Here is a 25,476-nt window from a genome sequence, read left to right as displayed (position 1 = left end):
TTAGTTGGATTAATGGAAGAATATTTTTTTAACCGCAGATGCACGCGGATGGACGCGGATAGTTAGATGTTGGTAAAACGAGCTAAATCTAGAAAATCTGCTGGTAGCTGATTTCTCTCTCCATCCGAGGTGTTTTGAAACAAAACGGTGAAAGCTCCTGCTCCTAGTCTATCTTGCGGCCACATCCGATAGCAAGGAATTTCTGTCAGGTGCGATCGATATTTTTCTAAATGAGGAACAGTGACTGGCCCAAATTCGGGGAATTTGCTTAACAGCCATTCGCTGACTTGTTCATTTTCTGCGGTTGAATAAGTGCAGGTCATGTAGGCAAGATAACCTTGCGGCGCTACAATTTTAGCAGAATTGGCTAAAATTCTTTTTTGGCGGTTGGCATTGCTGTTGATGGTGACATGATGAAAGCAGCCGGGTGCTTTTTCTCCTTTTGCTAAAAGTGATTGACCAGTACAAGGAGCATCTACTATTACTAAATTAGCAGTTTGTGGGATTTTTTCGGCAAGTATTTTTGAATCGACGTTGGCGGCGGCGGATGGTTTAATTTGGCAGCGTTTTAAATTAGATATAAGCATTCCCATGCGTTTGCCTATGACTTCGTTGCACACCAGCAATTCGGGGTTTAATGTTTTCCAGGCAAATATACTTTTTCCTCCGGGGGCGGCGCACATATCTAAGATTAGTTTGATTGGCTGCGGTATTGTTAACAATGTGGAGGCGGCAAAGATTGAGGAAAAGTCTAGACAGTAGTAATGTCCTGCTTGATGTAAGGAATGTTTTCCCGGCTGGGATTCTAAGACCAGTCTATCTACAAATTCTGGTTGCCAAGAAACTGGAATTTCGAGATTAAATGGGTTTTCTGTTGGTTTTGGTTGCACCCACAAGATAGCAGGATTAAAAGCTTGGGGATTGGTGACGGCATGAATAAACTTTTCTTGTTCGGCGGTGTCGGCAAATAAGCTGCGGCTGAGTTTAAGCAGGAGATTCGACGGTTTTTCCATGTTCGAGTAGATATGATAAGATTGAGATTCCCAGTAACCAAGGTAGATTAGATGATAATTATTAGTGTAGAACAGTTATAGTTAACTTGGGAAGAATGGATGCAAAGGTTGTTGCGTCTATCAAACCCATTGCTTTTGATCGTTCGAGTCGGGCTGCACCTGAGTATCAATCGAGATCCTTTTTGCCGATCGCACAACTCGGAACTCTTCTCGAAGTGTATAATCTAGGAGCAAACTACTCTTATTTGAGGTGACAAATAAACATTACATGAGTCCGGGGGGTGAAAATACTCATACACTCGCTTGTATCATAGCTGCTACGCGCTGAATAGTCTCTATAATATACTATGGTTTTTTGCCATTACCTACTTGATGACTAATAAGTAATGACTGAGGACTACTTACTAATAACGAACAATCTATGAAAATTGTCTTTTTTGGCACTCCCGATTTTGCTGTTCCTACTTTATCTAGTTTGCTAAGTCACCCAGAATTTGAGGTTGTGGGTGTGGTGACTCAGCCGGACAAGCGCCGGGGAAGAGGCAATCAATTGATGCCTTCACCTGTAAAAGATGTGGCTTTAAATCACAGTCTCCCGGTTTGGCAGCCGCGCCGAATTAAGAAGGATGCGGAAACGCTTGCTAAGTTGCGGGAAGCAGAGGCGGATGTGTTTGTGGTGGTGGCTTACGGCCAAATTCTTTCTCAAGAAATACTTGATATTCCTAGTTTGGCTTGCGTTAACGTTCACGGTTCAATTTTGCCGAAGTATCGCGGTGCGGCGCCGATTCAGCGCTGTCTTTTTGACGGGGAGAAGACAACAGGAATTACTACTATGCTGATGGATGCTGGCATGGATACTGGGGGGATGCTGTTGAAGGCTTTTGCTGGTATTTCGTTGTTGGATAATGCTGATTCTTTGGCGGATAGGTTGGCGGAAATAGGGGCAGATTTGTTGGTGGAAACTTTGGTAAAATTGAGGGACGACGAGATTGAAGCTGTTGTTCAAAATGATGCTGAGGCGACTTACGCACCGATGATTAAGAGTGCAGATTATGTGCTGGATTGGTCGAAAAGTGCGATCGCCCTTCACAATCAAGTTAGGGGCTTTTTCCCGGATTGCACGACGACTTTTCGCGACAATTCTCTGAAGGTGATAGCTACTGTGCCCGTCGGGCCGGAATATTGGCTGCAAGTGCCAGCGGATTTGAGAGTTTTGGAACGCGAATGGCCTGTTTTAGCCCAGTTGTCGGGCGCAAATGGGGAAGTTGTGAAGGTTGTGAAGGGGTTGGGGGCGATCGTCCAAACCGGTGATGGTTTATTATTGTTGCGGGAGGTGCAGTTGGCTGGGAAAAAGGTGCAGTCTGGGGTAGATTTTGCCAACGGAACTCGGTTGGCGGTAGGCGAGATTTTTGGGAGTTAAATAGTATATTTAGGGCGGGCAATATACCCCCCCTACAATATTTTGCAGCCAAATAATCCTGTAATTAGATGCGCGATTCTTGACTTAAAATTCCACCAAAACTTCTTCCGTATTGCCCAACAAACCTTGTGCCGCCTCTAACATACTCTCCGCAACATCTTTCAAATCTTCGCGACTTGCCAGATAAGTTTTCAAAGCTTCTAACGGTTCTATACTATTATTAGCATTCAATTCTGGCAACCGCGGCCGTGCTAACTGACTGACTAATTCTGGTTGAATGGTGTAGCTGTGCGCTGCGCCGAGAAGTGCGTGCAATTCTCCGTTATCAATGAGATCTAATTGTTCCGATCGCAATTGGTAAATTAATCTCACAACTGCGTCTTGTATCTCTTTCTTGCCAATAGCTTTAACTAACTCGGCTTGCGGGTTTTCAGATTCGGAAACATTCACTTTAATCGTCTGAAACACCCGCACTGGCAAAGCGCAAAATTCCCACTCTGCTTTCCCCCGTTCCAAATTAACTAACACAAAACCTTTATCTTCTTTCTCTTCACTAAAGTCAACTCGTTCAATACTTCCGGGATAAATTACGGGCGGATTGTTGGAAGGGTTGAGGTTTTGGTGTTTGTGAACGTGACCGAGAGCAACGTAATCAAAACAAGGGCGAGTTAGCATGGAAACGGGTATGTTAAAACCTTTGCCAACTGCTAAAAAACGTTCGGCGCCCAGACTTGCTTTATCTGCCATTAAGTGCGCTAAAAGTACGGTTGGTATGTCGGGGTTGAGGCGGCGGATTTCGCCTTCCATTGCGATCGTCAGTTTTTCGGTTAATAATTGGTTAACATCGCCCATAGACAGGCTTTCAGTCTCGGAACGTGTCATTAAGGTCGATCGAGTCAACCAAGGTAATGTTACCACCTGTACGGGCCCGCTGCGGGTTTGAATGAGGTGAGTGTCCAGGCGATCGCCTACAATAAACTTAGGTATTCCCAAAGTCCGATAAATCCCCAAACTCGCGCCGCCTTGTCCCTGAGAATGTTGGTCGTGATTTCCTACTAGCAAAACCGTGGGAATTTGCGCGTCTACCAAACGGCTGAATTGGCAAGCAAAAGCCTCTTTTACAAACGGTGGAGGCGTCGAATCCGGGAAAGCATCCCCCCCGAATATGACTAAATCTACGGGTTCAGAAATTGCTCTATCCATACATTTGCTCAGCGTCGCCGCGAAGTCTTCCAGCCGCGTATTTAAACCGGTTTCTGGATTAATCCGGCCGTGAGAAAAGCCGCTGCCCATGTGAATGTCTGAAAGGTGTAAGATTTTAATCATTGTTTTTTCTATTTGTTAGCTATCGTTTCGGTTCCTAGTGAGGACTTCAGTCCTCAGAAGAAAAACTTGCATTCCTGGCTGCGAACCAAAGAAAGTTTTTTTTCATACATCACAATATGAGGCCGGGTACTTTTTGATAAATTTCGCTAATTGCACAACTAAAATTCGCACTAACCAATTCTACTCTATCTCCTTGTCGGTAAGTCTGAGAAACCCAATTTCCCTCAGCATTGAGTCGAAAACACTCAATTTTAATCTCAGATTGAGTGATGAGTACGTATTCTTGCAAACTCGGAGAAGTTTGGTAATCGGCAAATTTATTGCCTCTGTCGAAAGCTGCTGTTGAGGGCGACAATACCTCAACAACTAAAGATGGATATAAAATGAAATCTTCAGTAGTTGAGGTATCCCTTTCATCGCAAGTCACCGCTACATCAGGATAGTAATAGCAATTTGCCTCTTCCAGTCGGACTTTTATATCTGATGATAAAACTAAGCAGGGCGTATTCAGCAGATGATTTCCCAGCAGGCGAACTAAATTACTACTAATAATAATGTGAGGCTTTTTTGCCCCCGTCATTGAATAAACGTGTCCGCGTCTATATTCGTGTTTGATGGGGCTTACTCGTTCGCCTTCTAGGTACTCTTCTGGAGAGATGTAGAAATTATTTTTGCTAACAAACATTAATTTTTCTACCGATATTTTTATTTGCCACTATTGGTTAATAATGGCATACCCGGCTGGGAAACGGCACTGCCGTTTCCCTACAAATTTAACAAAACTCCAGAAATCTGGCGTGCCACAGTTTGCCGCTTTCCGTCAAACCCTGCGATCGCACTTTAATTTTGACACTTTTGGGGTTAGCCTCGTAGAGTCGGGCAATTTCCTGCATTTCCTCCCCGCTAAACCCGGTTCCCACGGTTCCTACTGGGACTAATTTGCCATCAATTTCTTGCGCTACTTTGACGGCGCTAAACGGCCGACCCGCAACTTTTGTCGCCGTCAAACCCACAATAAACAAATCGTGTTCTTGACAGTATTTAGTTCTCACCATCGGATATTTCTTAACATCTTTGCCGCCGACATAGTGACAGTTGTGCAACACCCAAACTTCGCCTTCTTTATTTTCAGATTCCTGCTGATTTGCCAGGACGAGTTTTTCGGCGGTGGTGCGAAATGTCGGTACAACTTCAAAGGCTGGGGATAAATTCGCCAGCATTTCGCCAACTTCAACTCCCGCTGCAATTCGTTCGGATTCTGCCACGGGAGTTAAATCATTGCCTTTGAAAAACAAACTTTTAAAAATAGCATAAATTGCGTTGGGCTGAGTAGTCGGAAAACCGCTTTCAATATTAACTGTAGCAGCTTGCGCGCCAGTGCGGTGCTCGCTGCCCGTACAGCTTTTGTAATACAGTTCGCCGTCTAAAACAAAGGTGCCAATTTTAGCGGCTGTGTCGATTAATGTGCGATCGATTTCAACCGATGCCTGTTGCCGCAGGTTAGTCGATCGCGATTGGTAGTATACTTTATCTTGCGTGGCAATGACCACTACTCGATTGCCGTCGCGTTTTGGCTGTCCCCAATAATCGGGATTTTCGATGTAATAAGAACGTTCACTCGGCGCGTCCACCGGCTGCATGGTGACAATCCTTCCCGGCTGCAAATGCGGCGGCAATTCGGGAACTACGGGGTTATTAACAGTCTCTATGTTGGCAGCGGTAGTTGATTTTGCAGCCGCAGCAAGATTGGTGCTAGATTTGTTTGGAGTATTCAGGGCGATCGGCTTTTCTCCGGTTTCCAATTCAAACGCTCTTTTCCAAAAGCCGATCGCCATTTCCGGGTATCCTTCCGACTCGGCGCACAGTGCAAAACCAATAACTTTTGCCGTACCGATGCCGCGCCCATAATCAGCCAAATACTGCACTGCCCCCGCTTCTCTCATCAAGTGCAATCCTCGCGTGACAATGCGATTGTTCCAGCGTTCTCGAATGTCGGCGCTAATTTTTTTGGCTGCTTTTCGCTTGGCTTCTGCGTATTCGGTGCAGTCCATACTGCCTCCTTTATGTAGGGCTATTTATATACTATACTAAAAATTGATTTATTAGTCAAGGTTGAGTTTACAATTAGGTTATGTGAATAAATTTAACTCTTTCATTGGTGAACTAAATTTATTTTTTCACCGCAGAGGCGCAGAGGGCACAGAGGAAGAGAAGAAAGAGATAGTCAAGCGCGGTAATCTGTTCGTCGCCAATGCTAAGATAACTTCGATCGCGCATTGCGACCAATAAAACCGTGAGTTGCGTCTTACTCGCGTTGACTTCGCCAACGGGCGATCGGACATTTCAGAATTTAAGATCGAGTTTAATCTTACTGTTATGATGCGATTGATTTTGTACAGCAAACCCGGATGCCACTTGTGCGAAGGGTTGCAAGAAAAACTCGAACAGATTGAAAGCCTGAAGTTTCAACTCGAAGTCAGAGATATTACCGAACGCGATGACTGGTTTCAAGCTTATCAGTACGAAGTTCCAGTTTTGTTTAAAGTGCAGCCCCAGCCAATAAATTCTGCTGGCGAGGCTGCATTCTCCGCTGAAGAACTGTTACCCCGTCCTTCTCCCCGCTGTAGTGTTGCCCAATTGGAGCAAATGTTACAGAAATATTTGCAAATCGATCGGTCACAATAATACGATTTACCCAAAAACTCAGGTTTTAATCCTGACCTCGGGGTGCTCGGTGTGCAGCTTAATCTAGGCCGATAGGTTTTACACCGCGCATAAAAAAACCTAGGGTTTGCACCGCGCACAGCAAAAACCTGTAGATTGTGGCTCAAACAATGTGTTCCGCCAGTCATATTCAAGACATTCAAGCGAGGAGTTTTTCAGATGAAATTGAGAGAATTATTAGCAGCAGTTCCCAGCATTTCCTTTGACGCGCAACATCCCGCCCTCGATGCCGAAGTCAAGGGTTTATCCACTAATTCCCACGCTTGTCAGGCGGGCGATTTGTTTTTGGGAATGCCGGGAACTCGGGTTGATGGGGGAGATTTTTGGCAAAGTGCGATCGAATCTGGTGCACTTGCCGCCATAATTTCCACCCAAGCAGCCGAGAAAACACCTTCGGAAGACGGGGGTACTTGCGTCATCGCAGCAGCCGATATGGCTCAAGTTTGCGGTCAAATAGCAACTGCTTTTTACGGCAATCCAGCTAGCAAATTAAAACTTGTCGGCGTTACCGGGACTAATGGCAAAACTACAACAACTCATTTAATCGAATTTTTGCTTAATGAAATGCAGTTGCCTACGGCGATTTTTGGTACGCTTTATACTCGCTGGCCGGGCTTCCAACAAACTGCACTTTACACCACACCTTTTGCAGTTGACCTGCAAAAGCAGTTAGCAGAAGCTGTAGTCGCCGGATGCAAATATGGCGTGATGGAAGTCAGTTCCCACGCTTTAGCACAGCAGCGAGTTTTGGGGTGTAGTTTTGAAGTTGCTGTGTTTACAAATTTGACTCAAGACCATCTCGATTATCACCGCGATATGGAGGATTATTTTGAGGCAAAATCGCTTTTATTTGGTTCGGATTACCTCAAAAATCGCGCTGTAATTAATATTGACGACCCCTACGGGCAGCGGATAGTTGAAACCCTCAAATCGGACAAGGTTTGGAGTTACAGCACAGTTCTGAAAACCGCAGATTTGTATGCTTTTGATTTGCAGTATCAGCCCAATGGAGTTAAGGGAATGCTGCACACTCCCAAGGGCGAAACTGCTTTTTCTTTGCCTTTAGTCGGTCAGTTCAATTTATCAAATATGTTGGCTGCTGTCGGTGCTGTTTTAGAATTGGGTTTAGATTTGTCCGCAATTGTGGAGAAATTATCTCAGTTTTCGGGAGTTCCGGGACGGATGGAACGGGTGCAAATTAGTCCCGACCAAGATATTAGCGTTATTGTCGATTATGCCCACACTCCCGACAGTTTGGAGAACTTGTTGAAGGCGTCGCGGCCGTTTATTCCGGGTCAGATGATTTGTGTGTTTGGCTGCGGTGGCGATCGCGATCGCACTAAGCGGCCGATCATGGGTAAAATCGTTGCAGAATTAGCCGATTTAGCTGTTGTTACTTCCGACAATCCGCGTACTGAAAATCCCGATCGCATTTTGGAGGATATTTTAGCAGGAATTCCCGCCGCAGTAAAGCCGATCGTTTTGTGCGATCGAGCCGCTGCAATTCGCACTGCTATTATGGACGCTAAACCCGGAGATGGCGTGTTGATTGCAGGAAAGGGACACGAAGATTATCAGATTTTGGGCACCGAAAAAGTCCATTTTGACGATCGAGAACAAGCGCGAGATGCTTTGAAAGCCAGAATAAATTCAGTTAAGTAAATTCGGTTAACAGTTAAAAGTTAAAAGTTAACGGTTAACTGTTAACTTTTAACTGTTCGCTGGCTGTAAAGTTTATTGTATTTTTAAGTATTAATACGAAGCTAGAATCTGATTTGCACTAGATTATAATAGTAATACAAAATATTTTTATAGCAAAATAATTATTGTTATGATAGAACTAACTGGCTATCAAATTCTCGCTCGAATTTATTCAGGCACTCGCACCCTAGTTTATCGCGGAATTCGCCTCTGGGACCAAAAACCGGTCGCCATCAAAGTCTTGCGAAACGAGTATCCCAGCTTCAGCGAACTCTTGCATTTTCGCAATCAATACACGATCGCCAAAAACCTGAATTTGCCCGGAATCATCGAAACCTACAGCTTGGAACCCTACCGCAACGGCTATGCGCTGATTGTGGAAGACTTCGGGGGAATTTCTCTGAAGGAATGGACGGGGAAAGGAAAAACCGTGCAATCTCTGGCGGATTTTTTCCAAATTGCGATCGACCTAAGCAATACATTAGATATACTTTACCGCCACCGCATTATTCACAAAGACATTAAACCAGCCAACATTCTGATTAATCCTGAGACTAAACAAGTCAAACTCATTGACTTTAGTATTGCATCTTTGCTGCCGCGAGAAACTCAAACACTGATGAGTCCTAACGTAATAGAAGGAACACTCAGCTATCTATCTCCTGAACAAACAGGAAGGATGAATCGCGGCCTTGACTACCGCACAGACTTTTATTCATTAGGTGTAACCTTTTACGAGTTGCTGACAGGAAAATTGCCATTTCAATCTAGCGATCCGATGGAATTGATCCACTGTCATATTGCCCAGCACCCGCCATCTGTACGTGAAATTAATCCCGAAATACCCCTTGTCCTCTCGGAAATTGTCAGCAAATTGATGGCCAAAAATGCCGAAGCTCGCTATCAGAGTGCATTAGGGCTGAAAGCCGATTTAAGAAATTGTTTGCAGCAACTCAATGAGACAGGTAAAATTGAGAGTTTTGCCATTGGGGGGCGAGATTTTTGCGATCGCTTTATCATACCCGAAAAACTCTACGGCAGAGCAACCGAAGTCGCTGCCTTATTAGCAGCATTCGATCGAGTAGCAACCTCCTCTAAATCTGGTTCTCCAGAAGATCCTGGAACCGAGAGAAAAGAGGTAAAAGAAGACCTCGCCTTGATTAATGAGGACTGGCCTGACTCGAACTTATCCCGCAGCGAAATGATGCTAGTTGCCGGATTTTCCGGCATTGGGAAAACGGCTGTAGTCAACGAAATTCACAAACCAATAGTTCGGCAACGCGGTTATTTTATCAAAGGCAAATACGACCAATTTCAACGCAACATTCCCTTTAGTGCTTTTGTGCAAGCCTTCCGAGATTTAATGGATCAATTACTCTCAGAAAGCGACGCTCAGCTCAAACGATGGCAAAGGACAATTCTCAAAGCTCTTGGCGAAAATGGTCAAGTTATTGTAGAAGTAATTCCCGAATTGGAACGAATTATTGGGAAACAACAGCCTGTCTCTGAACTGTCGGGAAGTGCCGCCGAAAATCGTTTCAATTTACTATTTCAAAAATTTATCTCTGTTTTTGCCACCAAAGAACATCCCTTAGTGATTTTTTTGGATGATTTGCAATGGTCAGATTCAGCATCCCTGAAGCTTTTGCAAGTGTTGATGAGTGAAAAAAATAGTCAGAATTTGCTGGTAATTGGGGCATATCGAGATAACGAAGTATCTCCTGCTCATCCATTTATGTTGGCAGTAGCAGAGATGGAAAAATCCCAAGTAACGGTAAATACTATTACCTTGGAACCTCTGAGTCAAGCCGATATTAACGATTTGATAGCAGATACGCTCTCGTGCGAGATCCTTCTTGCTCAGCCATTAACCGAATTAGTTTATCAAAAAACCAAAGGCAATCCATTTTTTGCCACGCAATTTCTCAGGGCGCTACAGGAAGATGGACTGATTGCGTTTAACCCCACCCCCCTTTCCCAGGGGGGAGAGGAAGGGGTAACATCCCCCCTTATCAGGGGAGGACACAGGGGGGTAACAGGAGGGTGGCAGTGCGATATCGCCAAAGTCAAAGCCCTAACTATCACCGATGATGTAGTGGAGTTTATGGCGGTGCAATTGCAGAAGTTGCCACCAGAAACTCAGAATGTGCTGAAGTTGGCTGCGTGCATAGGAGCGCACTTTGATTTGAATACATTGGCGGTAGTCAGCGAGAAGTCGCCGGAAGAAACTGCTGCGGATTTGTGGAAATCCTTGCAAGAAGGATTCATCTTACCAACGAGTGAAATTTACAAGTTTTATATAGGAAAAGAAGAGCGGACAACCAGTCCCGCATTGCCCACAACAGCCGCTCAATTACCTCACTACAAGTTTCTCCACGATCGGGTTCAGCAAGCTGCTTATTCATTAATTCCTGATGACCAAAAGCAAGCCACCCATCTCAAAATAGGACAGTTACTTCTGCCGAATTTCTCAGAAGTTGAAAGAGGAGAAGAAGTGTTCGATATTATTAATCATTTTATCATTGGATCGGAGCTAATAACCCAGCAAGAAGAACGCACCAAGCTCGCTAAAATTAGCCTTTTTGCAGGGCAGAGAGCCAAACTCTCAACGGCTTATGAATCGGCGACCAAATATCTCGCTTTCGGTTTAAGTTTCCTGCCCAAAAATAAATGGAAATCTGCCTATAAATTAACATTTACAATGTATTTAGAAAGCGTTGAGTCTGAATTTTTGGCAGGTAATTTTGAAAAAGCAGAAAAGTTGATAAAAATCGCCTTTCATTCGGCAAAATTTAGTCTAGATCGAACCAAAATTATTGCAATTCAGCTAACTCATTATCAAAATAAGGCTTTGTATCAAAAGGCGATTCAGGTAGGAATAGAAGGGCTGAAACTGTTAGGCTTAGAACTAGCAATTATGCCAAGTGAAGCAGAGTTAGAAGGGATGGCTCGGGAAGTTAAAAAAACCTTAAATCAGCGCGCAGTTGCAGGACTAATCGACGCGCCACTCATTGTCGATGAAGAACGCCAGATGCTGATCAAACTACTAATGAACATGGTACCGCCCACTTACCTAATTAATCAGGAGTTGTTAGTGTTGGTTGTGTTACACATGACCAATCTCTGTTTGCAATACGGGAATACAAATGTGGCGGGTTTTGTTTATGTTTGGTATGGAACAATTCTCTGCCAACGCTTTCAAGACTATGAATTGGGCTATGAGTTTGGACTTTTAGGGTTGAAGGTGAATGAAAAATTTCATAACACCACCCTGAATGGCAAAATTTATATGTCGTTCGGCAACTTTATCAACCATTGGCGCAAGCACGTTAGTTCCAATCTTGTTCTGCAACAAGCTGCTTATCAGGGGGCAATGGAGGTAGGGGATTTTTCTTGGTGTCATCACAGTGCTCTGTTCAGTTTCTGGCAGCAGGCGATCGTCTCAAGCGATATTCACAGTTTGCTGGCTCGACATGAAAAGTACATCAGCTTTGCGGAACGGACTGAGATTACGACAGCATTTGCCCTAATTCTTCAGTGCAAGCTCCTAGAGAATTTGCAAGGGCTAACGATAGGGAAGTATAGCCTTAGCTCTGAAACATTTGATGAAGAGTCGGCGCTAGCAACGTTCAATGAAATTGGTTATGGCTATGGCAGTAGCACTTACTATTTCGCTAAAGCCTTTTTGTTTTTTACCTATGGTGAGTATGCTAAAGCTTATGAAATGTTAGTAGCGGCAGCAGAGTTTTCTAATACACTTTATGGACAATTTCAACGTGTTCTGCATTGTTTTTATCAGTCTTTGACTGTCTTGCAACTTTATGGGGAAGCACCGGAAAAACAACCAAAAGATTATCAAGAAGTTGTTCAGAATAATCGGCAACAACTTCAAATCTGGGCTCACAACTGTCCTGAAAACTGTCTGTCCAAATTTCTGCTTTTAGAGGCGGAGATGGCTCGTGTTGCTGAAGAAAAATGGCCGGCTGCTGAGTTGTACGATCGCGCCATTCAACTCGCTAAAGAAAACCAATTCCTCAACGAAGAAGCCCTCGCCCACGAACTCGCAGCTAAATTCTACCTGGACTGGGGCAAAGAAAAAGTCGCTGCAGGCTATATGCAGGAAGCCTACTATTGTTACGCCCGCTGGGGAGCAAAAGCCAAAACCGATGACCTAGAAAAACGTTATCCCCATCTGCTGCGCCCCATCTTACAACAGTCCGGTCAACCCCTCACTATTTTAGAAACCCTATCCACCCTCACCAATCCCACCTACTCTATTCATTCGGGCACCCACCACACTACCTCAAGCACCTCGATCAACCATGCGCTAGATTTTACGACCCTGCTGCAAATCTCCCAAATGATCTCCAGCACGATCGACCTGAATGAGTTGCTGCAAATTGTGACCCAAACCATGTTACAAAACTCGGGAGCCGATCGCTGTGCACTGATGCTCTGCCAAGATCAACAATGGCAAGTGCGGGCGATAGCTACGTGGGAAAACATTAGCCTGCAAACGGAACCTTTAGAGAATAATCCCACCGTTCCTGTTAAATTAATCCAGTATGTCAAAAACACTCTAGCAGCAGTTGTCATCGATCACGCCAAAACAGATTTGCCTGTGATTGACGATTATTTAGAGCACCACCAACCAGAGAGTTTGCTGGGTTTGCCAATTCTCAATCAGGGGAATTTGGTCGGCATTTTGTATCTAGAAAATCGGATAACAAGTGGGGTGTTTAGTCGCGATCGCCTCCTAGTGCTGAATTTTCTCTCTAGTCAAGCGGCGATCGCTCTGGAGAATGCCCGTCTCTATCACCAAGTGCACCAGACCCTGAATGAACTTCAGCAAACTCAGATGCAAATGATCCAAAGTGAAAAGATGTCAGCATTAGGTAATCTAGTGGCAGGGGTCGCCCATGAAATCAACAACCCCGTTGGTTTCATTGCCGGGAACATTAATGAAGCTCATGCTGGAGTCCAAGACTTAATTGATTATTTGCGCCTCTATCAAGAAAAGTTCCCTCCATCGGAGGCAGAATTGATTAAGAAAGCAGAGGAAATAGATTTAGATTATCTAGTAGAAGATTTACCCAAAATGTTGAGTTCCATGAAAATAGGATGCGAGCGCATCAAAAACATCAGCACCTCCCTCCGCACTTTTTCTCGCGCCGATACGGCACATAAAGTTGAGGCCAATATCCACGAAGGCCTCAATAGCACTTTGATGATTTTACACCATCGCCTGAAAGCGAACGACAAGCATCCTGAAATTAAAATCATTAAAGAGTACGGCAAAATTCCCCAAGTAAAATGTTATTTGGGACAATTAAACCAGGTATTTATGAATTTGTTAGCAAATGCGATCGATGCCTTAGAAGAATCGAATCAAGGACGGAGTTTTGTGGAAATTCAAGCCCATCCCAATCGCATCACTATTCGGACAAAACTAGAAAATGAAAAGGTAAAAATTTCCATCGCCGATAACGGAAAAGGAATGTCAGAAGAGGTAAAAAATCGTATCTTCGACCATCTATTTACCACTAAAGATGTGGGCAAAGGCACTGGGTTAGGACTGGCGATCGCACGTCAAATTGTAGAAGAAAAACACGGCGGAAAACTGAGTTGTTTTTCTACACCGGGAGAAGGAACGGAGTTTGTCATTGAGATTTTAATAGATTAAAGATTAGTTGTCCCTTGTTAGTTGTCCGTTGTTGACCGATATTAATGAGCTCTCTCTTCTCTTCCTCTGCGTTCTCTGCGGTTAAATCATTCCGATGCAACCGGAATTGATAGGACAACCAACAACGGACAACTGACTATTGCAGGGGCAAAAATACCGTCATCACCTCGCCCTTTTGGGGTCGCTGGCGAATTACCAACTTCCCGCCAGCAGCCCGAAATAAATTCTTAGTCACGCTCAAATTTAAACTCAAACTTCCCGTCTCCGGCTGCACCATCAACAAAGGCCCGATCGATCGCAAAGGAGCATTCGCCTTAGCTGCAAAAGTCGATGCGACATTACCTTCAGGTAGGTGTTCCGATTCCAACTGCAACTTTAACTGATCGCCCGCCAATGTCACCTCCACCTGAATGCGACTCCCGGAGGGCAAAGTTCGAGTAAAATTCTCAATCAAATTAGTTAAAACCTGATCCAGCATCGTCGGATCGCTGACTACCGCCGGCAACTTTTTCGGCACAATAACTTCCAAAGTATGGTTCCGCACAGCAGCCTGTTTTTGCCAGCGGGGAATGCTATTTTGTAGCACTTCACCGAGGGACATTGCTGTTAGCTGCACGCCAGAATTTTTGGCTTGCGACATTTCCAATTCCACGGCGCGGAAAATTAAACCGAAGCGATCAATCTGAGCGGTACACTCAGCATCAATCATTTCCAAACGCTTGACCACCACCGGATCGAGTTTGGGACGTTTCAGCAGCAATCGAGTCAGCGTGCGGATAGTAGCCAAAGGGGTGCGGACTTCATGGGCGATCGCCTGTAGCAATTCCACCTCTTTAGTAGCGAGAGGAATTGGAGATTTGCAGTTGATATCTGTAGCCGATAACTTTTTATGCCTCGGACTCAAACCATCATCAATTCTTTCATCCTTTATCCTGCCTGCTTCATCTTTCCCAATCGGCAAATTATGCAACAGCAAGCGGCTGAACTGCATCACTGTTTGATAATTTGGCTCCACAGGCAAAAACTGCTGGAACAGGGCGTCTAATTTAGTAGAATTATTAGTTAATTGGCCACCTGGTAAATTGAAGCTACCGTCAGAATTGGCAAGCAAACATTCGCTTTCAGTCACCCTGCGCCGCAAAACCTCCCAAGCTTTGGCGACTACTTGCGGATCGAAAGAAAATAGAAAAGCCGGAATTCCTGCAGAATTTTCACCCAAAACCATCACCAAGCTAAAACTAGCAGTTAAAACCAAACAAAACTGCTCGTTGGCTAGCGGATCACCACTTGCCAAAGCCAAAGCCGGGGCCGCTGCCGGCACCGATGTTTGCACATCAGCCGCCGGCATTAAAGCTAAAGTTTGTCTCGCCCGAAAAGACCACAAAGCTGCATCGTTGTCGGGAATACTGGTAAAAATCCAATTGGCAAAGCCGTTGGCCAAAGCGGGGTCAGTCAAAACCGAAGATGGGCCCGACAATACCAATCCCCGACCAGAATTTGGGATTGTCGATCGACAATTTGCTCGATCGGCATCTGTTTTTTGTCCTGCTTTTTGCCGATCGAGCATTTGATTCAAAGCTGCGATCGCCCCGTACCATTCCTGTTCAGCTTTCAGCCGAGAAGCCCCACGGCTTGCAGGACACCGATGGCGGTTGTTTTCTCCCGCCAACTTAGGATTAAAGAGACTCAGGTCATTTTCTTGGCCTTCGGAGGCTAAAATTTCGCTTATTGTCGGTAAAAAGTAAGTATTCACAGTTATAAACCCACCTTCGGAGGCATGAAGGGTGAAGTATTTATGTATAGGAAAGTTCAGGAGTTAGGAGTCAAGCACCAGCACGATCAAAAAATCCCGCATAATTTCTTGCGCCTTCCTCCTAACTCACAGGATATCCACATTTGTCAACTCACGATATTGGCAGAACCGTACCAATAAGTCGCAATCTCCGCGCTTGGGGCGATATTTTGGACGATCGCCCTAACAAAAGTGCAAAATGAAGTAAGTTAAACACCGTGCTTTCCTTATGCCCACCTCGATCGCCGACTCGAAAAATCTGCTGTCAGACTTAATGGCACGCTACCGCAACCAAGTCGATTATCTGGCAATTCGACTGGAAGAAGCCGAAGGCACCGACATCCTGCTGCGGGGCGAAAAAATTGAAACCCTCAGCGAAGGAGTCTCAATTGGCGGCCAAGTCAGGGCTTGTCACAAAGGCGGCTGGGGCTTTGCCAGTTTTAACCGACTTTCCACCCTCGCCGAAAGAATCGAAGAAGCCATTGCCGCGGCAAAACTGATCGGCGAAGAAGAAACGATCCTGGCGCCAGTTACCCCAGTACAAGACATTTGCTTGCTGCCGCTGACAGGAACAGACCCGCGTCTGGTTCCCCTAATTGACAAAAAGCAATTGTGCGATCGCTACGCGGCCATCCTCCGCAGCATTGACCCCCGCATCGCCACAATCTCCGTGCGCTACGGCGACAGCACCCAGCGGATAATCCTCGCCACCTCCGAAGGCACGATGCTCGAACAAGGTTGGGCAGACATGGAAATGCGCTTTGCCGCCACAGCCCGCAGCGGGGAAACCGTACAAACCGGCCGCGAAACCACTGGTTCCCGCAAAGCTTACGAAGATTTAACCGATCTCGATGTTCAAGTTCGCAGCGCCGCCCAGAGAGCCGTAGATTCTCTAGCCTTACCCCCCGTCCAAGGCAACACCTACACTGTCGTCATCGACCCAATTTTGACCGGATTATTCGTCCACGAAGCCTTCGGGCATCTTTCCGAAGCCGACATGGCCTACGAAAATCCCGACATTTTGGAAATTATGACCCTCGGCCGCCAGTTCGGCCCAGAAAACTTGCAAATTTTCGACGGTGCAGCGCCAGAGGGACACCGGGGCAGCTATTTCTACGACGACGAAGGCACTCCTGCGACTACTACTCAGTTAATTAAAGACGGTGCTTTAGTCGGGCGACTGCACTCGCGGGAAACGGCGGGCAAATTGGGAGAAACGCCTACTGGCAATGCTCGCTGTTTGAATTATCATTATCCGCCGATCGTCCGCATGACGAATACTTGGATCGAACGGGGTGACACGCCAGTTGCTGACTTATTTTCAGACATCAAAGAAGGAGTTTATGCGCGCAATTGGCAAGGCGGCATGACTAACGGCGAAATGTTTACTTTCAGTGCCGGCGAAGCTTGGATGATCCGCGACGGAAAACTCGACAATCCGGTGCGGGATGTTACTCTTTCGGGTAATGTTTTCAGCACTTTAGCCGATATTGAGGCGATCGGCGACGATTTCTACTGGGATGAATCCGGCGGCTGTGGCAAGGCAGGACAAAGCGGTTTGCCCGTCGGCTGCGGCGGCCCGAGTTTGCGGATTCGCGATGTCGTTGTTGGTGGCGAAGCAGCAGAAGAAGATTAAAGCTGCAAAAGTTTAAAAAATAAAGGTAAAGCGCCAGATTCCTACTGGCGCTTTACCTTTATTTTTTGAGTGCAACATTTCGCGCCCGTTTGTGGTGTCTGATATTTTGACGATATTGGGCCAAAAAAACCAGAATAGCCAAAAATTATGTCTTGATTCGTCAAATACCGCTGAAAAATCGGTTTTTTGCTACGCAGTACCTAAGTCCCGAATTAATAAATCGAAATCTTCAATTTTTCTCTTTTTCTCCCAATTTTATATTCTGCCATTATCCCCCTAATTCCCTGCAATTATCGCTTTTTTCGGCTTTATCTCCCGGTGCCTCGTGGTGGCGGCTCATCTTTACCGTTATCTGCGTCAAAGGTCAGAGTGCCAGCTAGAGTGGTTAAAATTTCGGGAGCAGAGTTGTCTTGAGCAAAAAAGGTCGATCGAGTTTCTAAGCTTTGAGCATTAACTGCGCCAGCACTCAGTAACAGGCTTGACATCAGGATGGAAGAGTAAACGCGCATCATAAATTTTGGTGTTTGTATTTTCCCCTTCTTGATACGCAGTCTGTACTCTGCTATCAGGATAAAAAAAATAATTGTGGCGAAGTCATCAATTAGTAAGTAAGGGCACTTGCAATTTTTTTTAGTTTTGGTTAAAAGCGGGTGAAATCCATCATCTAGGTCGCTTGTTCGCTGATAATTTCTAGTTCTCTGCTAGTTGCGGGCAACCAGCAGAATTCAAGACCCTGTTCAAAAAAAGAATGCTACTCTTCTATGCCCGTGTTCCCCACCCTGGTAGCTATAAATCATTCCCAAATCTAAAATCTAAAATCTAAAATCTAAAATGGTATGACCCCTGGAATCCTTTTGAAACAGTCTTCCAAGAAAGAAACAAAAACCGCCAATTGTAAAGTTTTACTACTTTTATGATTAACTTGATAATTTATTGAGTTGAAGCGGCAACCCGGGGATTAAAGACACAACAGGAGAGTACCCAAGCGCGCCATCACCACGTTACATATAAATATCTTGGTGAATGAGATTCCTTAAAGTGGGCAATGCCTAATTTTTCACATTAACTCCATAAATGGTTGCTATTGTATTTTTAAATAAATTGTGAACCTTTTATTTTTTCTGATCTTTTCTGATCTTTTCTGATCTTGCTTTGTGACAAGAGCGCTTACGCGCCACTCGGAAGGAGGAGTCGAAAGCGGTTGGGGAAAAAAGCCCGTTGACAAAATCGTGGAGTCAATCTCAAATCTCAACTCTCAAATCGAACTGCCGCGCAGAAAGTAAAAAAACCAGGTTTTAAAACTGATATCGCCGAGTCAATCTCAAGTATCAAATCTCAAAGCGACTGACATGCACATCTACCTGCAGGAATAGCGAGTCGAGCGTTGACGAGTTGTCCAAAATAACATCAGCTTGTTGACACTTTTGAGCTAGCGGCAACTGGGCGTTAATGCGGGCCTGAGCTCGATCGTAACTCAAGCCGTCTCGCTGCATTAGTCGTTCTAACTGCACTTCGGGTGAACAGTACACTACCCAAATTTCGGTACACAAGTCAGTCATGTTAGCTTCAAAAAGCAGCGGCACTACCAAAACCAAAGTCAACGTGTCAGCCTTGGCACAGAAATCGGGTTTTTTTTCCACAGTACTCGGTTCTAGCTTTTGGTGAAAAAAGCCGGTTTCTTGAGTCTTTGTACCTAAATCCTGTGTGCCTTGGGATACCAAACTCGATGCAGCAATGCAGCTTTGAGTTTCCTCAACTAATCGGCGGCGCACGTAAGGGTGAATCTGTTGTTCCAACCACTGCCGCTCGTCTGCGTTACAAAAAATAATACTTCCCAACTCTGGCCGATTTAAATGGCCGTCCGGGAGCACAATACCCGCGCCGTATCGTTTTACAATAGAGTCAAGTATTGGCGAACCGGGGTTCACAGCTTCGCGGGCGTAAATATCGGCATCTAAAATCGGAAATCCACAGGCATCTCTCAGATAATTAGATATAGCGGTTTTACCGGTGGCGATGCCCCCAGTTAAACCAATCAGACGGACAATTCGATCGCTCATAATTTTCTCTGTTTAAACTTCCTGTGTTTCGACACTTACTGTCAGTCTTTGCTATGTTGGTGACACAATCAAATTTAGACTTAAAATTTAAGATTTGCGATCGAGAGTGCGCGTTAGGAAGTGTCAGCATTGGGGTGCGATCGACTCTTTTTTACCTAAAATCTCAATTTTAAACTCGAATTAAGGTCTAGACCGAGGCAAACTTATGAATGCTCAACGTGCTGTGCGGTCGATTCTGGCAGCAATTCCCCTGGCTGGATTTTTGATATTAGATTTTTTACCCAACCTGGTTTTCCTCAAAGAAAACAGCAACGGATGGGTACTCGTGGCAATTTATCCCCAATCTCAAATTGCTGCAGCACAATCTATTACTCCAGCCCCAGACGGCACCGGAACCGCTGTCACCGCCCCAGGTCCAGGGTCGCCCCCTCGCTACGACATTAAAGGCGGCACTACCTCCAGAGACGGAGCAAATTTGTTCCACAGTTTTACTCGGTTCGGTCTGAATTCGGGCGAAACTGCCAATTTCATCTCCAACCCAAGCGTTAAAAATATCCTCGGTCGCGTTGTCGGTGGGGACGCTTCCTTAATTAACGGTCTAATTCAAGTTAGTGGCGGCAATTCTAACTTGTTGCTGATGAATCCCGCAGGCATTATCTTCGGAACAAATGCCCGACTCGATGTGTCCGGGTCTTTTTTGGCTACCACCGCTAACGGTATCGGTTTTGACGACCGTTGGTTCAACGGTACAGGGGCGAACGACTACGCCGCCCTAGTCGGAACGCCGAATGCTTTTGTTTTTGGCCCACAGCCGGGAAGTATTGTCAATGCCGGTAACTTGGCTGTCGGAACCGGGCAAAATTTGACTTTGCTGGGCGGTACGGTCATCAGTACAGGGCAACTGTCAGCCCCGGGCGGTCAAATTACTGTGGCGGCTGTCCCGGGCGAAAATCTGGTGCGGTTGAGTCAAAACGGAATTTTGCTGAGTTTAGAAGTTTCTCCAGCAGCCGGAGTGTCGGGTTCGGAAGCTGTTCCCTTCTCTCCGCTGACTTTACCTGGACTGCTTTCGGGCCCCGGCGTGGCTAACGCTACGGGTATAACTACGAACGCTCAAGGTGAAGTCCTGCTCACAGGCGGCCAAACAGTGCCTGCAGATGCTGGAACTGCGCTGGTAGGGGGTTCTGCGGACGTGTCTGCCAGGGGGGGCGCGGGAGGAACCGTCAACGTGTTGGGCGACAAGGTAGGGCTGTTGGGGGCGAAGATTGAGGCTTCGGGGCCGGACGGCGGCGGAACGGTGCGGATCGGGGGAGATTACCGAGGCGAGGGAACTGTGCCGAATGCCAGGATGACTTACGTGGATGGCAAAAGTTCGATCGCCGCCAACGCAACTGAATCAGGCAACGGCGGTAGAGTTGTGGTCTGGGCTGACAACACAACAGCATTTTTGGGCAGCATCAGCGCCAATGGCGTTTCTGCAACAACCACCGCAGGTGTTGGGGGGTTTGTGGAAGTTTCGGGCAAGCAAAGATTGATTTTTAACGGTACTGTTGATACCTCTGGGACAAACGGTTTGGGGACTTTGCTGTTAGATCCAGAAAATATTTTAATTACAGATTCCCCAGAAGGTGCGGGCGATGCGGAAATAATTGCCAACAATAATATTTTGGCAACAGGAACGGTAGCAGGACAGGAAAACAATTCTGAGCCTTCGCTGACAATTTCGGCTAGAGCTTTGGAAAGTATGTCGGCGACTGCAAATGTGGTTCTGGAAGCGCTCAATGATATTACAATTGCTGATTTGGCGGACAATCAGTTGAGCTTTCAAGCAACTACTGGTTCGGTAACATTGACAGCAGATGCCGATCGCAATGGTGCGGGTGCTTTTTCGATGAATTCTGGAGATACAATTAGCACGGCGGGCGGTGGACTCACCATTTCGGCAAATCAAATTACTGCGGGCAATTTGTCGAGCAACGGCGGAAATATTAGTTTGATTAGTCCGGGAACAACCGTTGCAAACAATATTTCTTCATCGAATCCCAGCACCGGCAGTAGCGGGAATATTGTGATCGACGGCCTGAACGTAACTGCCCAAAAAATTGATGCCAGCGGCCGGGAAGCGACGGGAAATGTAACTGTGACGGCTCGGAGTGTTCTGGGAGTGAACTCGATCGCCGGGGGTTCGGGAAACATTACTTTGACTGGTGATGAAATTAATTTTAAAGGCGACAAAAATTCAGTCAGCGGTACTGGCTTTTTGGTACTGCAACCTTGGAGTCCAGGTCAAAATATTGCGATCGGCGGTTCTGGAGATGTCGGCACTAATATTTATTTGAATCTGACGGCAAACGACCTCGGAAGTTTGCAAAATGGATTTGCTGGAATTACGATCGGCCGCAGCAACGGTATCGGTTCAATTCTGATTGCTAACGATTTCACATTTTACGATCCGCTAATTATTCAATCGCCAGCGGGTTTGGGAACAATCACTACCACCAATTCCTTGACAGCGGCCGACAATGCCTCAATTACTCTCAAAGCTGATGGCAATATCCGAACCGGAAATATCACTACCAACAATCAGGAAATTCGCATCGTCAGCACCGCAGGCAATGTCACAACCGGTCGGCTACTTACTGGAACTTCCCGCACCATCAACACTTCTGTCAATTCTTCCCAAGATACAGGCAATTCGGCGGGAGATGTTAGTGTTACCGCACAGGGCACTGTGACTGCCGGAGCGATCGACACAAGGGGCGATCGCGCGGGGAAGGTGACGCTGACGGGGCGCAATGGAGTCACTGCGAGGGCGATCGAAGCTGGTGGCGCCCAAACAGGGGGAGATATTACCCTGACGGGCAACGAAATTGACTTGACAGGTGACAAAAATTCGATCGCCAGCAACGGCAATCTGGTGCTGCAACCGGCTGATCCGAGTCAAAATATTATAATTCAAGGTTCTGGCGATACAGAAGCTCTGAACTTGACTGCTGCGGAATTGAACACTTTTCGGAATGGGTTTGCTTCGATCGCGATCGGGCGCGCTGACGGTAGCGGTGTGATCTCGATTCCTTCTGAAACTTCAAATTCAACGCCGAATTCAACGCCAGTGGCGGTGACGTTTCAAGATCCGACGACGATTCGATCGCCCAATGGCGCAGGCGCGATCGTGGGGACGGGTGCGATCGTCGGCACTGATAACGCCACGATCTCTCTGATGGGCGGTACTGTAGCCGTCGGAGACGTTACCTCGACTGCGGGGATTAACATCACTAGCAGTCAAGGCAAGTTGACTGCGGGTACGGTTTCATCTCGCTCAACTTCCGGGGTGGCGGGCCCTATCAATATTCGCAGCGCCGGTGGGGTAGAAACAGGCAACATCGATGCTTTTGGTGCCAGAGGCGGGGGAGATATTTCGATTGCGGCGCCGGGCCGGATCGTTACAGGGGTGATCAACTCGAGTTCGCAATCGGGAAGTGCCGGTTCGAGCCAAATTATCGGGCAGAAAGATGTTGAAGTTGTTTCGATCAAAGCTCGTGGCAATACGGGCGGCGATGTGGCAATCGAGGCGGGGGGAGCGTTTCGGACTCCGGGAACAGCAACGCCTGCAGAGCGCGCCGAGGTCAGCATTTCTACAGACGGGCTGGCTCAATCGGGTTCACAGACTCTGTTGCAAAGCACTTGCCCCTCCGGAACCTGCACCGCGGCGGCTGTTGGGACGGGAAACTCGAAGTCGAACACTGCCACCTCCTCAACTGCGATCGGGCCGCTGGCGATCGTGCCGAGTCCGGCACCAACTACCAGCGTGGAACTGCAAACTACAGACAATTCTCAACAAATTGTGACTCAGGTGAGTCTCGGCACCACAGCGTCGGTGCCCAAGGGCAGTACCACAAATGTCTCGCCAGAACCTGCTGCTGCGTCTGTTGAGGCGCGGCAGAACGAGACTGCTGCCGGCCCGGTACTGGTGTCGCCGTCGGTGTTAAAAGACAATTTGGGTACGCCTGCGGCGACAGAAAACGCCAGCGTGGCAACCACTCCACAGAAGCCGGCGAGTGCGGTGAGTGCAGAAAGTATCGGGAATGTAAGGGTTCCTGAGATTTCTAGAGCGAGTTCGATCGCGCAAATAAATCCGATCGACGCAGTGCAGCAAAGGGATAGAACTCAGGGCCGGGAATTTGAACGTTACTTTGGGGGCACTCTCACTGAAAAGTCAGTCACGCAGCAAAGTATTCGAGATACTCTCAGCAGCGTCAATCGGTTGACTGGGGTTAAACCCGCCATCCTTTACGTGTGGGCGAAAGAAAAACATTTAGAACTTGTGTTGTTATTGCCAGACGGCAAAAGTGTTTTTAAAAGCGTGCCTGCAAGCCGCCAGACTGTGCTGCAAGTTGCTAAAGAATTCACTAATGCTATCAGAACTCCCAGGAGATTGAATGCTGCTGACTACAAGCAACCTGCCGAGGAACTTTACCAGTGGTTAATTGCACCGCTGCAAGAGGACTTGGAGGCTAACAAGATTGACACTTTGGTGTTTTCGATGGATGCCGGTTTACGAACTTTGCCTTTGGCTGCTCTTTACGACGGCAAGCAATTTTTGGTAGAAAAGTACAGTTTGGGGCTGATTCCGAGTTTGAGTTTAACTGATACTCGCTATGCCGATGTTAAGGGTTCTGAAGTGTTAGCGATGGGTGCGTCGAATTTTCCTGCCAAATACGATCAAAATCCTTTGCCTGCGGTGCCGTTGGAAATATCGACAATTGTGGGCAAGATTTGGCCGGGTTCGTCTTTTCTCAATGAAGCTTTTACTTTGGCAAATTTGAAGGACAAGCGCAATCAACCGCAATACAAAATTATTCATTTAGCTACTCACGGCGATTTTCAGCCTGGGGGGGCGGAAAATTCTTACATTCAGTTTTGGGATACTAAGTTGCAGTTGAATCAGTTGGATCAGTTGAAGTTATCTAACCCGCAGGTGGAGTTGTTGGTTTTGAGTGCGTGTACTACGGCGGTGGGAGACGAACAAGCTGAGTTGGGGTTTGCGGGGCTGGCGATACACGCGGGGGTAAAATCGGCTTTGGCGAGTTTGTGGTATGTCAGCGATGTCGGTACTTTGGGGCTGATGACTGAGTTTTACCAGCAGTTGCGTACAGCGCCGATTAAGGCTGAGGCTTTGCGGCAAGCGCAGTTGGCGATGTTACGGGGAGAAGTGCGGTTGCAAGATGGTTATTTGGTGCGATCGGGCAAAAATCAAGCTCTGCCTTTACCGTCGGAGTTGACCGCTAGGGGCGATCGAAATTTGTCGCATCCTTATTATTGGGCTGCTTTTACAATGATCGGTTCGCCGTGGTAATTCTGAAGGAACAGGGTGCGAGCGGCCAAAAAACCGGGAGAGAACAAGTCGCAAAACTCGGAGGATGGGAATACCTAAAAAAGTGCGGTAACTCACACTAGAGACCGCGACATCAACATCGAAAACGGCATAAAATCGAACAAGAAAAATAAAAAAAACTCGACTGCTAGCGCCAGAAATAGTGATTGTATACAAGTCTTTACTAAAAACTTTTAGTTCAGATAAATTATGATAATTCGATAAAAAAGTTTCGATTACCCAACAACAATCCCTCTTTGTTATCAAGCCATAACACTCGGCGCTGAGAATAAACTCATTGGGAGCAACGCTTTCTCCGTTTTTGTCTAGCATTCTCAACAAAATTTCATAAGGCTCTAATGATTGATTAGAGGTAATAGAGCCAATGTTTTGGAAGTAGAGACAAAAACGATTGGTTTCTAACGCACGGCTGATTTGGGAAATCAACTGCTTCTCACCACGTTGTCTAATTATATTAGTTCGTCATCGTCTCGACGATAAACATGAACACAGTTGCGACCTTTGCCTTTGGCAGCATAACAAGCTGCATCAGCCGCCCCCATAACCTCCCTCAAATCTTGGCTGGCTTGGTTAATGGCAACAACTCCAATACTGACCCCGATGATAAAGGTTTTCCGTAATTGCTCAACTAGGGGAAAAAAGGGAGCCATCAATAGAGAGAGCTTCTTGAATGGATTGATAAGCAGTTAAACCCTGTCGCTTCCCAGTATTGACAACTGAACGAACGGC

General features: G+C 46.4%; 15 protein-coding genes. 6 read left to right on the top strand and 9 right to left on the bottom strand.

Annotated elements, in window-relative coordinates; all coding sequences use genetic code 11:
- Positions 1-62: 62 nt before the first annotated feature.
- A complete protein-coding gene (locus NDI35_RS25265) occupies positions 63-1,013 on the bottom strand; it encodes an RsmB/NOP family class I SAM-dependent RNA methyltransferase (protein ID WP_445315121.1) in 951 nt (316 codons plus the stop codon).
- Positions 1,014-1,434: 421 nt separating this feature from the next.
- Between NDI35_RS25265 and fmt the strand changes: the two genes are divergently transcribed.
- Positions 1,435-2,433 (top strand): methionyl-tRNA formyltransferase, encoded by a 999-nt coding sequence (gene fmt / locus NDI35_RS25260; RefSeq protein ID WP_445315120.1) that lies wholly within the window; start codon positions 1,435-1,437, stop codon positions 2,431-2,433.
- Positions 2,434-2,517: 84 nt separating this feature from the next.
- Here fmt and sbcD read toward each other — a convergent pair whose 3' ends face one another.
- The 3 genes from sbcD to NDI35_RS25245 all read right to left on the bottom strand — a co-directional run bounded on the left by sbcD (position 2,518) and on the right by NDI35_RS25245 (position 5,810).
- The gene (gene sbcD, locus NDI35_RS25255) at positions 2,518-3,759 is read right to left on the bottom strand and encodes an exonuclease subunit SbcD (RefSeq protein WP_445315119.1); all 1,242 of its coding nucleotides are present in this window, start codon (positions 3,757-3,759) and stop codon (positions 2,518-2,520) included.
- A gap of 109 nt (positions 3,760-3,868) precedes the next feature.
- The gene (locus NDI35_RS25250; RefSeq protein WP_445315118.1) at positions 3,869-4,444 is read right to left on the bottom strand and encodes a Uma2 family endonuclease; all 576 of its coding nucleotides are present in this window, start codon (positions 4,442-4,444) and stop codon (positions 3,869-3,871) included.
- An 88-nt stretch (positions 4,445-4,532) separates the two neighbouring features.
- A complete protein-coding gene (locus tag NDI35_RS25245) occupies positions 4,533-5,810 on the bottom strand; it encodes an ATP-dependent DNA ligase (RefSeq protein WP_445315117.1) in 1,278 nt (425 codons plus the stop codon).
- A 328-nt stretch (positions 5,811-6,138) separates the two neighbouring features.
- Here NDI35_RS25245 and NDI35_RS25240 point away from each other — a divergent pair, with 328 nt between their 5' ends.
- From NDI35_RS25240 to NDI35_RS25230, 3 genes are all read left to right on the top strand, one after another.
- Positions 6,139-6,444, top strand: coding sequence for a glutaredoxin family protein (locus NDI35_RS25240; RefSeq protein ID WP_445315134.1), 306 nt, complete (start codon positions 6,139-6,141; stop codon positions 6,442-6,444).
- Between the two features lie 198 nt (positions 6,445-6,642).
- Positions 6,643-8,145, top strand: coding sequence for a UDP-N-acetylmuramoyl-L-alanyl-D-glutamate--2,6-diaminopimelate ligase (locus NDI35_RS25235; RefSeq protein WP_445315116.1), 1,503 nt, complete (start codon positions 6,643-6,645; stop codon positions 8,143-8,145).
- Positions 8,146-8,314: 169 nt separating this feature from the next.
- The gene (locus NDI35_RS25230; RefSeq protein ID WP_445315115.1) at positions 8,315-13,867 is read left to right on the top strand and encodes a trifunctional serine/threonine-protein kinase/ATP-binding protein/sensor histidine kinase; all 5,553 of its coding nucleotides are present in this window, start codon (positions 8,315-8,317) and stop codon (positions 13,865-13,867) included.
- A 136-nt stretch (positions 13,868-14,003) separates the two neighbouring features.
- Here the strand turns inward: NDI35_RS25230 and NDI35_RS25225 are convergent, their stop codons facing one another.
- Positions 14,004-15,620 carry a sensor histidine kinase gene (locus tag NDI35_RS25225; RefSeq protein WP_445315114.1) on the bottom strand — a complete coding sequence of 539 codons (1,617 nt, stop codon included), beginning with the start codon at positions 15,618-15,620 and terminating at the stop codon, positions 14,004-14,006.
- A 268-nt stretch (positions 15,621-15,888) separates the two neighbouring features.
- On the opposite strand from NDI35_RS25225, the gene NDI35_RS25220 reads away from it, so the two are divergent.
- Positions 15,889-17,295, top strand: a complete 1,407-nt coding sequence (locus NDI35_RS25220) for a TldD/PmbA family protein (protein WP_445315113.1) — start codon at positions 15,889-15,891, stop codon at positions 17,293-17,295.
- 308 nt (positions 17,296-17,603) lie between these two features.
- Here the strand turns inward: NDI35_RS25220 and patX are convergent, their stop codons facing one another.
- Both patX and coaE read right to left on the bottom strand, forming a co-directional pair.
- Positions 17,604-17,807 carry a heterocyst-inhibiting protein PatX gene (patX, locus tag NDI35_RS25215; RefSeq protein WP_445315112.1) on the bottom strand — a complete coding sequence of 68 codons (204 nt, stop codon included), beginning with the start codon at positions 17,805-17,807 and terminating at the stop codon, positions 17,604-17,606.
- 816 nt (positions 17,808-18,623) lie between these two features.
- Positions 18,624-19,355, bottom strand: a complete 732-nt coding sequence (gene coaE, locus NDI35_RS25210) for a dephospho-CoA kinase (RefSeq protein WP_445315111.1) — start codon at positions 19,353-19,355, stop codon at positions 18,624-18,626.
- A gap of 205 nt (positions 19,356-19,560) precedes the next feature.
- Between coaE and NDI35_RS25205 the strand changes: the two genes are divergently transcribed.
- The gene (locus tag NDI35_RS25205) at positions 19,561-24,708 is read left to right on the top strand and encodes a CHAT domain-containing protein (RefSeq protein ID WP_445315110.1); all 5,148 of its coding nucleotides are present in this window, start codon (positions 19,561-19,563) and stop codon (positions 24,706-24,708) included.
- Here NDI35_RS25205 and NDI35_RS25200 read toward each other — a convergent pair.
- Positions 24,619-25,173 carry an EAL domain-containing protein gene (locus NDI35_RS25200; protein ID WP_445315109.1) on the bottom strand — a complete coding sequence of 185 codons (555 nt, stop codon included), beginning with the start codon at positions 25,171-25,173 and terminating at the stop codon, positions 24,619-24,621. The two genes, NDI35_RS25205 and NDI35_RS25200, sit on opposite strands and share 90 nt — an antisense overlap.
- Before the next feature lie 23 nt (positions 25,174-25,196).
- Positions 25,197-25,397 carry a diguanylate cyclase domain-containing protein gene (locus tag NDI35_RS25195; RefSeq protein ID WP_445315108.1) on the bottom strand — a complete coding sequence of 67 codons (201 nt, stop codon included), beginning with the start codon at positions 25,395-25,397 and terminating at the stop codon, positions 25,197-25,199.
- Between the last annotated feature and the right edge of the window lie 79 nt (positions 25,398-25,476).

The sequence above is a fragment of the Microcoleus vaginatus FACHB-2002 genome, from assembly GCF_040004035.1.
Classification (GTDB): Bacteria; Cyanobacteriota; Cyanobacteriia; order Cyanobacteriales; family Microcoleaceae; genus Microcoleus; species Microcoleus vaginatus_C.
Note: the sequence above shows the minus strand (reverse complement) of the source record. Positions and strands in the feature narration are given on the sequence as shown.